This is a genomic window from Rahnella aquatilis CIP 78.65 = ATCC 33071, from assembly GCF_000241955.1.
GTDB classification, from domain to species: Bacteria; Pseudomonadota; Gammaproteobacteria; order Enterobacterales; family Enterobacteriaceae; genus Rahnella; species Rahnella aquatilis.
The window spans coordinates 1,393,677-1,406,056 of sequence record NC_016818.1 but is presented as its reverse complement, the minus strand read 5'-3'; the positions used below and the strand labels follow the sequence as shown (position 1 = coordinate 1,406,056).

At 55.0% G+C, this 12,380-nt stretch carries 12 protein-coding genes; 5 read left to right on the top strand and 7 right to left on the bottom strand.

Annotation, left to right across the window (positions count from 1 at the left end; translation table 11 throughout):
* The first annotated feature begins 39 nt into the window (after positions 1-39).
* The 4 genes from nrdB (at position 40) to RAHAQ2_RS06555 (ending at position 2,836) form a co-directional block, all read left to right on the top strand.
* Positions 40-1,170 (top strand): class Ia ribonucleoside-diphosphate reductase subunit beta, encoded by a 1,131-nt coding sequence (gene nrdB / locus RAHAQ2_RS06570; protein WP_013574613.1) that lies wholly within the window; start codon positions 40-42, stop codon positions 1,168-1,170.
* Positions 1,171-1,431 carry a class I ribonucleotide reductase maintenance protein YfaE gene (gene yfaE / locus RAHAQ2_RS06565; RefSeq protein ID WP_015696480.1) on the top strand — a complete coding sequence of 87 codons (261 nt, stop codon included), beginning with the start codon at positions 1,171-1,173 and terminating at the stop codon, positions 1,429-1,431.
* 71 nt (positions 1,432-1,502) lie between these two features.
* Positions 1,503-2,009 carry a transposase gene (locus RAHAQ2_RS06560; RefSeq protein ID WP_015696340.1) on the top strand — a complete coding sequence of 169 codons (507 nt, stop codon included), beginning with the start codon at positions 1,503-1,505 and terminating at the stop codon, positions 2,007-2,009.
* Positions 1,988-2,836 (top strand): IS3 family transposase, encoded by an 849-nt coding sequence (locus RAHAQ2_RS06555; protein WP_148267115.1) that lies wholly within the window; start codon positions 1,988-1,990, stop codon positions 2,834-2,836. The genes RAHAQ2_RS06560 and RAHAQ2_RS06555 overlap by 22 nt, the downstream gene beginning before the upstream one ends.
* A gap of 152 nt (positions 2,837-2,988) precedes the next feature.
* On the opposite strand, the gene RAHAQ2_RS06550 is transcribed toward RAHAQ2_RS06555, so the two are convergent.
* Together RAHAQ2_RS06550 and RAHAQ2_RS06545 are read right to left on the bottom strand one after the other, a co-directional pair.
* Positions 2,989-4,194, bottom strand: a complete 1,206-nt coding sequence (locus RAHAQ2_RS06550) for a nicotinamide mononucleotide deamidase-related protein YfaY (protein WP_015696479.1) — start codon at positions 4,192-4,194, stop codon at positions 2,989-2,991.
* A 126-nt stretch (positions 4,195-4,320) separates the two neighbouring features.
* Complete coding sequence (locus tag RAHAQ2_RS06545; protein ID WP_015696478.1) at positions 4,321-4,866, bottom strand: YfaZ family outer membrane protein; 546 nt, start codon at positions 4,864-4,866, stop codon at positions 4,321-4,323.
* 322 nt (positions 4,867-5,188) lie between these two features.
* On the opposite strand from RAHAQ2_RS06545, the gene RAHAQ2_RS06540 reads away from it, so the two are divergent.
* Positions 5,189-6,622 (top strand): catalase, encoded by a 1,434-nt coding sequence (locus tag RAHAQ2_RS06540; protein ID WP_015696477.1) that lies wholly within the window; start codon positions 5,189-5,191, stop codon positions 6,620-6,622.
* Between the two features lie 67 nt (positions 6,623-6,689).
* On the opposite strand, the gene menE is transcribed toward RAHAQ2_RS06540, so the two are convergent.
* Genes menE through menD form a run of 5 tightly spaced genes read right to left on the bottom strand, consistent with a single transcriptional unit; the run spans position 6,690 to position 12,360 of the window.
* Positions 6,690-8,063, bottom strand: a complete 1,374-nt coding sequence (gene menE / locus RAHAQ2_RS06535) for an o-succinylbenzoate--CoA ligase (RefSeq protein WP_015696476.1) — start codon at positions 8,061-8,063, stop codon at positions 6,690-6,692.
* Positions 8,048-9,049, bottom strand: a complete 1,002-nt coding sequence (gene menC, locus RAHAQ2_RS06530) for an o-succinylbenzoate synthase (protein ID WP_015696475.1) — start codon at positions 9,047-9,049, stop codon at positions 8,048-8,050. The genes menE and menC overlap by 16 nt, the downstream gene beginning before the upstream one ends.
* Complete coding sequence (gene menB / locus RAHAQ2_RS06525; protein ID WP_015696474.1) at positions 9,049-9,906, bottom strand: 1,4-dihydroxy-2-naphthoyl-CoA synthase; 858 nt, start codon at positions 9,904-9,906, stop codon at positions 9,049-9,051. The genes menC and menB overlap by 1 nt, the downstream gene beginning before the upstream one ends.
* Positions 9,893-10,726, bottom strand: coding sequence for a 2-succinyl-6-hydroxy-2,4-cyclohexadiene-1-carboxylate synthase (gene menH / locus RAHAQ2_RS06520; protein ID WP_015696473.1), 834 nt, complete (start codon positions 10,724-10,726; stop codon positions 9,893-9,895). Before menH ends, menB begins: the two co-directional genes overlap by 14 nt.
* Positions 10,687-12,360 carry a 2-succinyl-5-enolpyruvyl-6-hydroxy-3-cyclohexene-1-carboxylic-acid synthase gene (menD, locus tag RAHAQ2_RS06515; protein WP_015696472.1) on the bottom strand — a complete coding sequence of 558 codons (1,674 nt, stop codon included), beginning with the start codon at positions 12,358-12,360 and terminating at the stop codon, positions 10,687-10,689. The genes menH and menD overlap by 40 nt, the downstream gene beginning before the upstream one ends.
* Positions 12,361-12,380 lie beyond the last annotated feature (20 nt).

Here is a 12,380-nt window from a genome sequence, read left to right as displayed (position 1 = left end):
CAGGGGGTTTTTGCCGAGCATTCCGAGGAAGTTAACGTCATGGCTTACAGTACTTTTTCCCAGAATAAAAACGATCAGCTTCTTGAGCCAATGTTCTTTGGCCAGTCGGTTAACGTGGCCCGTTTCGACCAGCAGAAGCATGAAATCTTTGAAAAACTGATCGAAAAGCAACTGTCCTTCTTCTGGCGTCCGGAAGAGATTGATGTTTCCCGCGACCGTATCGATTTTCAGGCACTGCCGGATCACGAAAAGCACATTTTCCTGAGTAACCTGAAATACCAGACGCTGCTGGATTCCATTCAGGGCCGCAGCCCGAACGTGGCGTTGTTGCCGCTGATCTCCATTCCTGAGCTGGAAACCTGGGTCGAGACGTGGGCGTTTTCAGAAACCATCCACTCACGTTCTTACACGCACATTATCCGTAACATCGTTAACGATCCGGCGATAGTGTTTGACGATATCGTGACCAACGAAGAAATCCTCAAGCGCGCGAAAGACATTTCCGGTTATTACGACACGCTGATTGAAATGACCAGCTACTACCATCTCCTGGGCGAAGGCACGCATCAGGTCAACGGCAAAACGGTCGTGGTTAACCTGCGTGAACTGAAGAAAAAACTCTACATCTGTCTGATGAGCGTCAACGCGCTGGAAGCCGTGCGTTTTTATGTCAGCTTTGCCTGTTCATTTGCATTCGCTGAACGTGAACTGATGGAAGGCAACGCGAAAATCATCAAGATGATCGCCCGCGACGAAGCGCTGCACCTGACCGGTACTCAGCACGCGTTGAACCTGCTGCGTTCAGGTCAGGATGACCCGGAAATGGCGGAAATCGCGCTGGAATGTCAGCAGGAATGCCACGACCTGTTTGTTCTGGCGGCCCAACAGGAAAAAGACTGGGCAGAATACCTGTTCAAAGACGGTTCCATGATCGGCCTGAACAAAGACATTCTGTGTCAGTACGTCGAATACATCACCAACATCCGTATGCAGGCGGTAGGTCTGGATGCGCCGTTCAAAACCCGCTCAAACCCGATCCCTTGGATCAACGCCTGGCTGGTGTCTGATAACGTGCAGGTTGCCCCGCAGGAAGTGGAAGTCAGTTCCTATCTGGTCGGTCAGATTGACTCTGAAGTTCACGCCGATGACCTGAGTGATTTCGAGCTGTAAATGACCGACAGGATCCTCACACTTTCAGCAAACGGACAGCAACTGGCCTGTAAAGCCGGGCACCGGAATTTGCTGGAAGTGTTTGAACATCATCAGGTTGAAGTGGAATACCAGTGTCGGGAAGGCTATTGCGGCTCGTGCCGGATGAAGCTTATCAGCGGGGAAGTCACCTACAGTGAAAAACCTTTAGCCTTCATCTCAGACGGCGAAATTTTGCCGTGCTGTTGCATGCCGGTCGGGGATATTGAGATTGCGTTTTAGTCTTTACTCCTCCCCCTGCGATGAACTGAACCCCGAATGTTGGACGTTTTAATCCTCATTCGGAGTTTAGTATGAAGTACGATTTTCAAATCAAAATGATAGCCGTCAGGCACTATCTTGACGGCCACGATGGCTTCAAAATTACCGCCCGCAAATATCACGTTCCGGCATCCTCACTTCGTGCATGGACTGCTGCCTATCAATTTCACGGTGAGCAGGCTTTTCGTAAGGCGACTCGCATCTATTCCGAACAGTTTCGTGCTCATGTCGTCGATGTGACTCTTCGCGAACATCTTTCTATGCGTTCTGCCGCCGCCCGATTTAATATTGCTGATTATCAGACAATCAAACGCTGGATCCTGGCTGCTAAAAACTCAGCTTTTCCAGCTCTGAAAGAGAGGAATAACATGGCGCAGAAAACGCAAAAACCTGAGATAAAGCCTGAAGACATGACGCCTGCCGAGCTTCTGGAAGAGGTGCGCTATCTGCGTGCTGAACGCGCTTACAACGAAAAGCTCGACGCCCTGATGAAGTCAAAAACAGAACGGAAGAAAAAATCCACGCCATCAGGGCATTAATCGGAGAACACCGTCTCCAGGATCTGTTGAAATCTGCGAGGTTGCCACGAAGCACCTGGTACTGGTGGCAATCGCGGGAGCAAGCCGGGGATGACGTGACGTTATGTGACGCCATCGGGCAACTGGCCGTCCGCCACAAGCGGTGCTATGGCTATCGCCGCGTCACGTTAGAACTGCGCAATCAGGGCGTGCGGGTCAATCATAAAAAGGTGTTCCGCCTGATGCGGGAAATGGATGTACAGGCGCGGGTGCGGCCTAAAAAATACCGGAGTTATAAGGACGATATCGGGATGGCGCCAGCGCCCAATCTGCTGAGACGGAAATTTAACGCCTCCGGACCGGGGGTAAAGCTGGTGACGGATGTTACCGAGTTCAATGTGGGCGGGGATAAACTGTATTTATCGCCGGTCATGGATTTATACAATGCAGAAATCATCGCGATGAGTATAGGTACGCGGCCGACTTTCGAGCTGACTGAAAAGATGCTAAATGATTTACTTACATCAGGTTACGTCAGAAAAAAAGCCATTCTACATAGCGATCAGGGCTGGCAATATAGGATGCCTTCGTGGCAAAAAAGGCTCAAAGAGGCAGGGATAAGACAGAGCATGTCGCGAAAAGGCAATTGCTATGACAATGCCGCAATGGAAAGCTTTTTTGCGGTGTTGAAGACGGAGATGTTCCACGGTTATAAGTTCGAGAGCAGGGAAAAACTGGCTGAGTCGATAGAAGCGTATGTCGCTTACTATAACCACGATAGAATAAAGATGAAGTTGGGTGGAATGAGTCCAGCAGATTACCGGACTCAAATGTTCCCCCTGCACTAACCTGGTGTCCAAGTTTAGGGGTTCAGTTCAGCGAAGGGGGAGGACGGGAGGCGGTTTTAAGGGCTAACATCTCATCAAAGCCAACCTCAACTCTTTGATTTTGCTTTAATACCCCACCCCAGCCCTCCCCTTCGCAGGGGAGGGAGCTAAAGCTAAACCTTAGCAACGCGATCCAGCCACGGGTAATCCGCCACCGGCTCCCAGCCATTCAGATAGCGCCGCAACATATCCATCGCCACCATCGCCATCGTCTCCTGACGTAATGCCAGCCCGTGACGCGTCGCGGTATAACGGATCGTCAGGCCACGGGTACCGGCCGGAGTATGCAGCGCCAGACTTAATTCGGCCCCGGACAAGGCTCCGATGGCCAGCGCCAGTTGTGCACCGGTGGTTTCGGCCAGAGCCTGTGCGCGTGCCAGCAGGCATTCGAGGGATTTCTCCGGGGAAGCTTCGTTGTCTTGAGGCAATAATTCACCATTGGTCAGCGGTACGCCTGCGCTTTGCAGACGCCAGTTCAGCAGGCCGCCAGTGAAACTTTCGCTGACTGCCAGACGTAAATCCTGTGCCAGCAGACGTTCTGCCAGACGATCCGGCAGGCTGCCCAGGCCTTCAAAAATGGTGCTCTCCCCCGCCACTTCCCGCACGCGCTCGAACGCTTTGTGCATCGCGGCTTCCTGAGAACGCGGGCCGGTGACTTTCAGTTCAATGATCGGCGATGAAGAACGGTAACCCATTACCACACCTTCCGGCAGTACGAGTTTATCCAGCTCAGTGGCAAGATCACTTTCACCCCGTCCGAAGGTGGTCAGACGCAGACATAACGGGGCCTCCAGCGCCGGAAACTGTTTGTGCAAACGCGGAACGATTTGTTGTTCCACCATCACTTTAAATTCCGACGGTACGCCGGGTGTGAAGAAAATCTGACAGCGGTTAAGTTTCACGCTGAAGCCGCAGGCGGTGCCAACCGGATTATCCAGCAACTCGGCATTGGCCGGGATCTGCGCCTGTTTGCGGTTGGATTCGGCCATCGGACGGCCACGTTCATTGAAGAACGCCTGCATGGTTTCAATCCAGCCGGCATCTTCCACCAGCCCCACACCACAGGCTTTAGCCGCCGCCAGCGCGCTTAAATCATCGGTCGTTGGCCCCAGGCCGCCGTTCACGATAAGCACATCAGCGATGTGGCTACGTTCTTTGAGAACCGCCACCAGCGCGTCCAGGCTGTCGCCCACGGTTTCACGACTGGTCATCGGTAAACCTTGCTCAAACAGATAATTCGCCAGCCATGCTGAATTGGTATCCACAATCTGGCCGTGCAGCACTTCATCACCCGTACTCAGCATCTCAACCCTAAGCATCCCGTTCTCCTTCTGTATTTTTGTTATTCCACTGTAGAAAGGCTGGCGCAGAAAAACAATCTCCGTTCGGCAGAAAACAAAAAGGCCCGCACAAATGCGAGCCTTCAGATTTTGCTTCAGACAAAATCAGAAATTAACAGCGCCACCTAAATAAGCACCGTCTGCCACCACGTTATCGCGGTTGCCATCTTTGCCATCCATTGCCATGTAGCGGTAACCCACGCTCACGGTAACCAACGGGATGGCAGTCAGACGAATACCTGCGTTGGCTTCTTCATAGTTAGCAATGCCGCTGGACAGGGAATCCGGGGAATAATAGTAGTCACCGTACAGGGTGAACATTTTCGCGATAGGCAGTTGCAGACCACCACCGACAGCCGCAGCGTAACCTTCGTCACCGTCTTTCGGGTTGGTATACAGGCCCTTACCGCCTACAGTCGCAATGAACGGCCCCAGAGGAATGTTGTACCCCAAACCCAGGCCAGCCACATCACCGTCGTCATCGTTATGGGTGTAATCACCGCTCAATGCCAGACCCGGAGAGCTTGTACCAAAGCCCACACCCAGATGCGTGTAATGTTCACCAACTTCACCATTGACACTGATTGCGCTGGCAGAGGCCGCGACAAACATCAGGCTGGCAGCGGCACCAGCGACAAGTAACTTTTTCATTATTTATCCTAAATAACAGTCAAACGACAATAAATCTTCCGCTGAAAGTCTAAAGCAATTCACTCTGCTGTAACAACTTTTTGGCGCATTAATGCATTCACAGAGGTTCTGAAAATTGTAAGAAACATCGTTTACATTGATGAAATGAACGTTTCCCATCGAAATGATAATTCCCACCTATTTGCCTCTGATCAATATAGGGTTTATTTCTAACCGGTAGAGTTAATTTGACTTAGGGAAGCAACCTGCTACCCGGGCAGATTTAAAGAACCACATCAACGTCATTACCCCTATACACCCGCACTCACTGAAAGGAATTTTTATGACCAAGAAAGGTTTAACCACCGCCGCTGGCGCGCCTGTCGTCGATAATAACAACGTGATTACCGCTGGCCGCCGTGGCCCGTTGCTTTTGCAGGATGTCTGGTTTCTTGAGAAATTAGCGCATTTCGACCGTGAAGTGATCCCGGAGCGCCGTATGCACGCGAAAGGCTCCGGCGCTTATGGTACTTTCACCGTGACACAGGATATTACCGCCTTCACCCGCGCGAAAATCTTCGCTGAAATCGGCAAACAAACTGACCTGTTTATCCGTTTCTCGACAGTTGCCGGTGAACGGGGCGCAGCAGATGCGGAACGTGATATTCGCGGTTTTTCGATAAAATTCTATACCGAAGAAGGCAACTGGGATTTAGTCGGCAATAATACCCCAATATTTTATCTGCGCGATCCACTGAAATTCCCTGACCTGAATCACGTCGTCAAACGTGACCCGCGCACTAACCTGCGTAATCCGGCGTATAAATGGGACTTCTTCTCTCATCTTCCTGAAGCCCTGCATCAGCTGACCATTGATGTCAGCGACCGCGGCCTGCCAAGGTCTTACCGTCATATCCACGGCTTCGGCAGTCATACCTTCAGCTTTATCAATGCAGAAAATGCGCGTTTCTGGGTGAAATTCCACTTCCGCTGCCAGCAGGGCATTGAAAATTTGATGGACGATGAGGCGGAAAAACGGGTAGGTACCGACCGCGAGAGTTCTCAGCGGGACTTGTATGAAGCAATTGAACGCGGCGATTTCCCGCGCTGGAAACTGTTTGTGCAAATCATGCCGGAGCACGAAGCCTCAACGCTGCCTTACAACCCGTTTGACCTGACCAAAGTCTGGCTGCACAGCGATTATCCGCTGATCGAAGTGGGTGAATTCGAGCTGAACCGCAATCCGGAAAACTACTTTGCAGAAGTAGAACAGGTTGCAATGAATCCGGCCAATGTCGTGCCTGGCATCGGTTTCTCACCTGACCGCATGTTGCAGGGGCGTCTGTTCTCTTACGGCGACGCGCACCGTTATCGCCTGGGTGTGAATCATCATCAGATCCCGGTCAATGCACCAAAATGCCCGTTCCATAATTATCATCGTGACGGCGCAATGCGTATCGACGGCAACAGTGGCAACGGTGTGACTTACGAGCCGAACAGCGCGGGTTTGTTCCAGCAACAGCCCGATTTCAGCGAACCGCCACTGAGCATTGAAGGCGCGGCCGATCACTGGAATCACCGTGAGGATGATGATTACTTCACTCAGCCATGTTTGCTGTTCAACCTGTTGTCTGATGCTGAACATCAGCGCATGTTTGCACGCATTGCCGGTGAGCTGAAACAGGCTTCGCCGGACACGCAGGCACGTCAGCTGGCGCTGTTTTATAAAGTCGATCCGGCATATGGCGCAGGGGTTGAAAAGGCCCTGAAAGACTGATTTTTTACCTTCAGAAATGACAAGGGCCGCACTGCGCGGCCTTTTTTGTTTATTTCAGGGAATTGTTTTACGAAAGCATTTCTATCCATTGCCGGACGCTGGCCCGCGAAATTTTAATGCCGCCCTGCGACAAAGCCTCGGGCAGCGGATGATAGGCTACCGGCAACTGGAAACGGGGGATCTTATTGCTCAGCCAGAGATTGAGTTCCTCATACAGCAGCCCGTCTTGTGCCTCGAGCACGGCGACCGGACGCTGACCAAATTGCTCGTCTTTCACCGGAACCACAAATGCCTGGGAAATCTGCGGATGGCTGACCAGCACTTTCTCGATATCTTCAGGCTGGATCCCTTCTCCACCGCTGAAAAACAAATTATCCATGCGTCCGGCTATCTGCAGTTCATCACCCGCCCACATGCCACGGTCGCGGGTATGCAACCACCCTTGCGCATCAGTCACTGGTGATAACTGACCGTTTTTCCAGTAACCGCTGGCCAGACTGTCGGTACGGATCAGGATCTGCTGATCAATGATTTTGACTTCCTTTCCCACCAATACCTGACCGACACCGGCACGGCCATCAGCGCGTTTCGCCGTCACTGTGGATGCGGTTTCCGTCAGCCCATATCCGCACCAGCAGCGTATTCCTGCTTTTTCGGCCTGTTCAGTCAGCTCCGGCGGAATTTGCGCGCCGCCAAGCAAAACATCTTTCAACTTTCCAGGCACCCGTGTCCCTTGCAGCAAACGCCAGAGTTGCGTCGGTACCAGCGAAGCGTGGCTGCATTCTGCCAGCGCGGCATGGAGCGGTTGCCCTTCGGCCAGCACCAGCGTGGCCCCGGCAAGCAGCCAGCGCCAGAGAATACCTTGTCCGGAAACATGAAACAGCGGCAGGGAAAGTAGCCAGCCGTCGTGACAGGTGAAAGGGATCAGGTTGAGCACGCCCGCCGCACTGGCGAGATGGGCGGCAACCGTATGCGCCGCGGCTTTTGGTAAACCGCTGGAACCCGATGTCAGCGTCAGTGTGGCAATACGCTGCGGTTGCCATCCGGCAGAACTGAGCCAACAGGCATTCTGCAGGGTCAGCGCGGGAATATTCAGCAGCAGTTCCGGCTCTGCCAGATCCAGCACAAAATCGATATCAAGCTGCGAAAGCAGTTCATCACATAATGCCTCGGGCAGTTGCGGATTAAGCGGCAACAGGCGCGCGCCGGTTTGCAATAACGCCAGATAGCTGAGTACGGCATCAAGGCTGTTTTTACTGCGCAGAACAACACCGGTACCCTCTCCCACGCCCTGCGCAATAAAGCCGGCTGCCAGCGTGTCGATGCGGTGTTGTAAATCACGCCAGCACCAGGTGATGTCTCCCGCTTTCAGCGCCACGGCAAAAGGTGAATGGTCGGCCCTTTCACGCCATGGCCAGTCGTTGATCATTTGCTCTGCCACACGATCTCCAGATCAGATTCGTCAGTCAGCGGTAATTCAGAGCCCGGCCAGCGACGGATAAGCTGTGTCTGCATGAGATCCAGCGTATCCAGCCCCGGAATGGCGTCCGGCGTCAGCCACTGAGCAATGCGCGCCAGTTGCGTCAGTCCGAGACTCGACTCGATGGAGGAACTGATCACGGCTTCCAGCCCTGCGGCATGCGCCTGCGCGATCAACTGACGGCAGCGCATCAGGCTGCCGGTCAGCGTGGGTTTGATGATGATCGCCGCCAGCCCGGGTTCGGCCTTCACGGTAAAACCGGTTTCACGCACGCTTTCATCCCAGGCGATCGCGATCCCGGTCAGACGGGCGAAATCGCGGGACTGCCCGCGGGTCAGGCACGGCTCTTCGATAAACGCGATTCGGGAACGCAGCTCAGGTGCCACATGGCGGGCAAACCCTGCGGCTTTGACCGGCGTCCAGCTGCGGTTGGCATCAAGACGCAAATGCAGTTCCGGCAAGGCTTCGAGCAACATACTGACATTCAAACCATCGCCGACAGATTCGTACAGTCCCACTTTCACCTTCGCCACTTTTCTGCCGCGAAAATCGCCCGGCAGCGCACCGAGACGCGCATAAAGCTCATTCGGATCCCCGTGACACAGCGGCGCACAGCGTGTACTCAGGACTTCCGGCAATTCGCCGCGCAGTTCGGCGTCCGCACAACTCAGCCCGAAAGCCACTGAAGGTAAGGCACTGAATGCTGAGGCAACGGCAGCCAGCGAGGCGCCCTGCACCCACTGGCTCAGACCATGCTGAACGGCATCCTGCGCCTGAGACACATCCTCTGCACTAAAACCGGGCAGCGGCGCCACTTCTCCCCAACCTGTTTTTTCGTCCTGCCACAGTGACACCAAAAAACCGTCGCGGGTTTTCAGGCGCTGATTGCGCAGCACCACACCCGCCTCCATCGGCACGCTGTACCGGTACACCGTGGCGCGACGCATTATGGATTACGCTTAAATTTGCTGAAGTCCGGCTGGCGTTTTTCATTAAACGCGTTGCGACCTTCCTGACCTTCATCGGTCATGTAGAACAACATGGTGGCGTTCCCCGCCAGTTCCTGAAGCCCGGCCTGGCCGTCGCAGTCGGCGTTCAGTGCGGCTTTCAGGCAACGCAGTGCCATCGGACTGTTTTCCAGCATTTCACGACACCAGCGCACGGTTTCTTTTTCCAGATCCGCCAGCGGCACCACGGTGTTGACCAGCCCCATCTCCAGCGCCGCTTTGGCATCGTACTGACGGCACAGGAACCAGATTTCGCGGGCCTTTTTCTGACCGACGATACGCGCCATATAGGATGCGCCCCAGCCGCCGTCGAAAGAGCCGACTTTCGGGCCGGTCTGGCCGAAGATGGCGTTATCTGCGGCAATGGTCAGATCACACATCATGTGCAGAACATGACCGCCGCCGATGGAATAACCGGCAACCATCGCCACGACAGGTTTCGGACAGGTGCGGATCTGGCGCTGGAAATCCAGCACGTTGAGATGATGCACACCGCTGGCATCCTGGTAACCGCCGTAATCGCCACGCACTTTCTGATCGCCGCCTGCGCAGAAGGCTTTTTCGCCTTCACCGGTCAGCACGACCACGCCAATGCCTTCGTCGTTACGGGCGTCGTCGAGTGCGCGGATCATTTCTTTGACGGTCAGCGGACGAAATGCATTACGAACCTGCGGGCGGTTGATAGTGATTTTAGCGATGCCGTCAATGGATTTGTGATAACGGATATCTTCAAACTCGCCGGTGCAATCACGCCATTCGACCGGCGCGTACAGTTCTTTTTCATCAGGATAAATCATGTTCAACTTCCTTTAAGACAGGTGAAGTAATAAATGCCAGTGCCTGACGGGCAAATTCCGCCGGATTATCACGGTGGGCGTTATGCCCGGCATCAGCGACAGTGCGCAGCCCGAAACCGGACTGCCGCGCGAGATGAATAAATTTGGCGTCCTGGCTGCCACACAACCAGACGAGCGGCAGGGAAAGCCGCAGCAGTTTCCCGCGCAAATCGGGTTGTACTGAAAGCGATGTAGCGGCCAGCATGGCAGCGACAGTGTGCGGGTTATTGTTCTCACGCAACGCAATCAGTTGCTGGCGCTGTTCACCGGTCAGGCTGGAAAACACAGGTTGTCGATACCAGCTTTCCAGCGCCTGTTTCCACGGCATTTGCAAAAAGCGAGCCGCCCATTGCTGATCGTGATGGCGGCGTTGTGCGCGTTCCGCCTGACAGGTCAGCCCCGGATGCGCACCTTCGACCAGTACGCCCTGTAAACCGCTGCGATCGCCCTGACAGGCGTGATACAGACTGATGCGCCCGCCCAGCGAGTAGCCGATCAGCCAGTACGCGGTAATGTTTTTTTCGTGCAAAGTGCCGGTTAACAACTGGCTGACATCGGCAAATCCGGCAGCCGTCAGCGACGCGGAATGACCATGTCCCGGTAAATCCACCAACAGACAAGGCCAGCCGTCGAGCGCGGGAAGCAATGGCTGCCAGTCTTCCGCGCTGCCCAGCAGGCCGTGCAGAAACACCAGCCACGGGCGGTCTTTAACATCAGCGTTGAGAACCTGACAGGCCAGCGTCATGATGCGCTCATCTCCTGCACCAGCGAACGCAGGCATTCCGCCCCTTCCGTCTCGCTGACTTTCAGCTCAATCAGTTTCACGCCGCCATGCTGCCAGCATTGTCTGACGGCATGGTGCAGCTCAGACATCGATGTCGGACAGGCATAATCGAGCCCAAACATCGCCGCCGCATGGCTGAAGCTGACGTTCTGTGGCATGCAGTAAAAACGCTGCCGCTCGGCTTCAGGCGTTGGCAATAACGAGAAAATCTGCCCGCCATTATTATTCACTACAATAATCACCGTCGGCGCGGAGCACTGACGCATCAGCGCCAGCGCGTTTAAGTCATAAAGTGCAGAGATATCGCCCAGCAGCACCAGCGTCGGTTTGCAGGTCGCGCGCTGCACGCCTGCGGCGGTGGACAACAACCCGTCAATACCGCTCGCGCCGCGATTGGCGAAAACAGAATAACCGGTGGGGAGTTGAGCAAAGGCATCCACCAGACGGACAATCAGACTGTTGCCGAGAAATAACTGCCCGTGCTCAGGCAATAAAGCGGGAAGCTGCCACGCGGTGGCGGCCTCGCCAAATACACCCTCGAGACGGGTTTCAACCGCATGTAACGCCCGCTGCGAGCAATGCTCAAGGGATTCTGCCCAGTCTGGCTGAGACTGCGCCGGATGAGACTGTAACCATTCACTGACGCTGGCCTGTAGACGACGACCGCGATGCTGCGCCGGATCCTGACGGCCTGACAGCGGATCAACCAGCCAGTATTCATCGGGCTGACAGGTCGCCTGCCATTGCAGCAGGCGCTTACCGGTCAGACCGCCGCCGAACTGGATAACCAACTGGACGTGCGCCAGTATTGCCTGCGCCTGAGGCGATGCCAGCCACAAATCTGCGCAGGGAAGTGGATTGCCGGTTGATGCCTGCACATCACTGATCAACGGCCAGCCCAGTTGCGCCGCCCACTGTGCCACCTGTTCACTTTCGCAGGCAGAAAGACGGCCAGCGATAATGACGCCGCGCTTTTGTCGCCAGGAAAACCAGTCAGGTTGTGCCGTCGCGGGCAAAACCTGAGAATAACTCAGCCACGGCTGATGCCCCTGCCACCAGTCGCCCAGCGTTTGCAGCCAGTCCTGATGTTCACCGTTGTCCTCGCCATACAGCGGTTCGGCGAACGGGCAATTGATGTGCACGGCGCCGTGCGTCTGCTGCGCCAGCGCATTATCCAGCGCAGAAACCAGCCAGCGCGCGCTGATTTCCGGCGTCGGACGCGGTAAATCCAGCGTCCCGACCGGATGACTGGCGAACATACCGGTCTGGCGGATAGCCTGATTCGCACCGCAATTGATGAGTTCCGGTGGACGATCAGCCGTAAGCAACACCAGTTTTTCGCCAGTCAGCCCGGCCTCAATCAGCGCGGGATATAAATTTGCCACCGCCGTGCCCGAGGTGACGATGATCGCCACTCGTTTTCCGCTGGCTTTTGCCAGCCCGAGTGCCAGGTGGCCGAGGCCGCGTTCATCAAAATGGGTATGGCAGATAAGGTGCGGATGCGCGGCGGCGGCAAGGGTCAGCGGCGTGGAGCGGGAACCGGGCGCGATGCACACGTGCTGCACCTGATGACGGGTTAACGCTTCGAGGATAAGCGTCGCCCAGCGGCGGTTAAAGACGGCAACAGACATGTTTAACTCACTCCGGCAAA

Coding starts and splice junctions, on each gene's coding strand:
- menC (WP_015696475.1), bottom strand. CDS start 9,049: ATGCGTCGCGCCACGGTGTACCGGTACAGCGTGCCGATGGAGGCGGGT.
- yfaE (WP_015696480.1), top strand. CDS start 1,171: ATGACCGACAGGATCCTCACACTTTCAGCAAACGGACAGCAACTGGCC.
- RAHAQ2_RS06560 (WP_015696340.1), top strand. CDS start 1,503: ATGAAGTACGATTTTCAAATCAAAATGATAGCCGTCAGGCACTATCTT.
- menB (WP_015696474.1), bottom strand. CDS start 9,906: ATGATTTATCCTGATGAAAAAGAACTGTACGCGCCGGTCGAATGGCGT.
- nrdB (WP_013574613.1), top strand. CDS start 40: ATGGCTTACAGTACTTTTTCCCAGAATAAAAACGATCAGCTTCTTGAG.
- menD (WP_015696472.1), bottom strand. CDS start 12,360: ATGTCTGTTGCCGTCTTTAACCGCCGCTGGGCGACGCTTATCCTCGAA.
- RAHAQ2_RS06540 (WP_015696477.1), top strand. CDS start 5,189: ATGACCAAGAAAGGTTTAACCACCGCCGCTGGCGCGCCTGTCGTCGAT.
- menH (WP_015696473.1), bottom strand. CDS start 10,726: ATGCCTGCGTTCGCTGGTGCAGGAGATGAGCGCATCATGACGCTGGCC.
- RAHAQ2_RS06545 (WP_015696478.1), bottom strand. CDS start 4,866: ATGAAAAAGTTACTTGTCGCTGGTGCCGCTGCCAGCCTGATGTTTGTC.
- RAHAQ2_RS06550 (WP_015696479.1), bottom strand. CDS start 4,194: ATGCTTAGGGTTGAGATGCTGAGTACGGGTGATGAAGTGCTGCACGGC.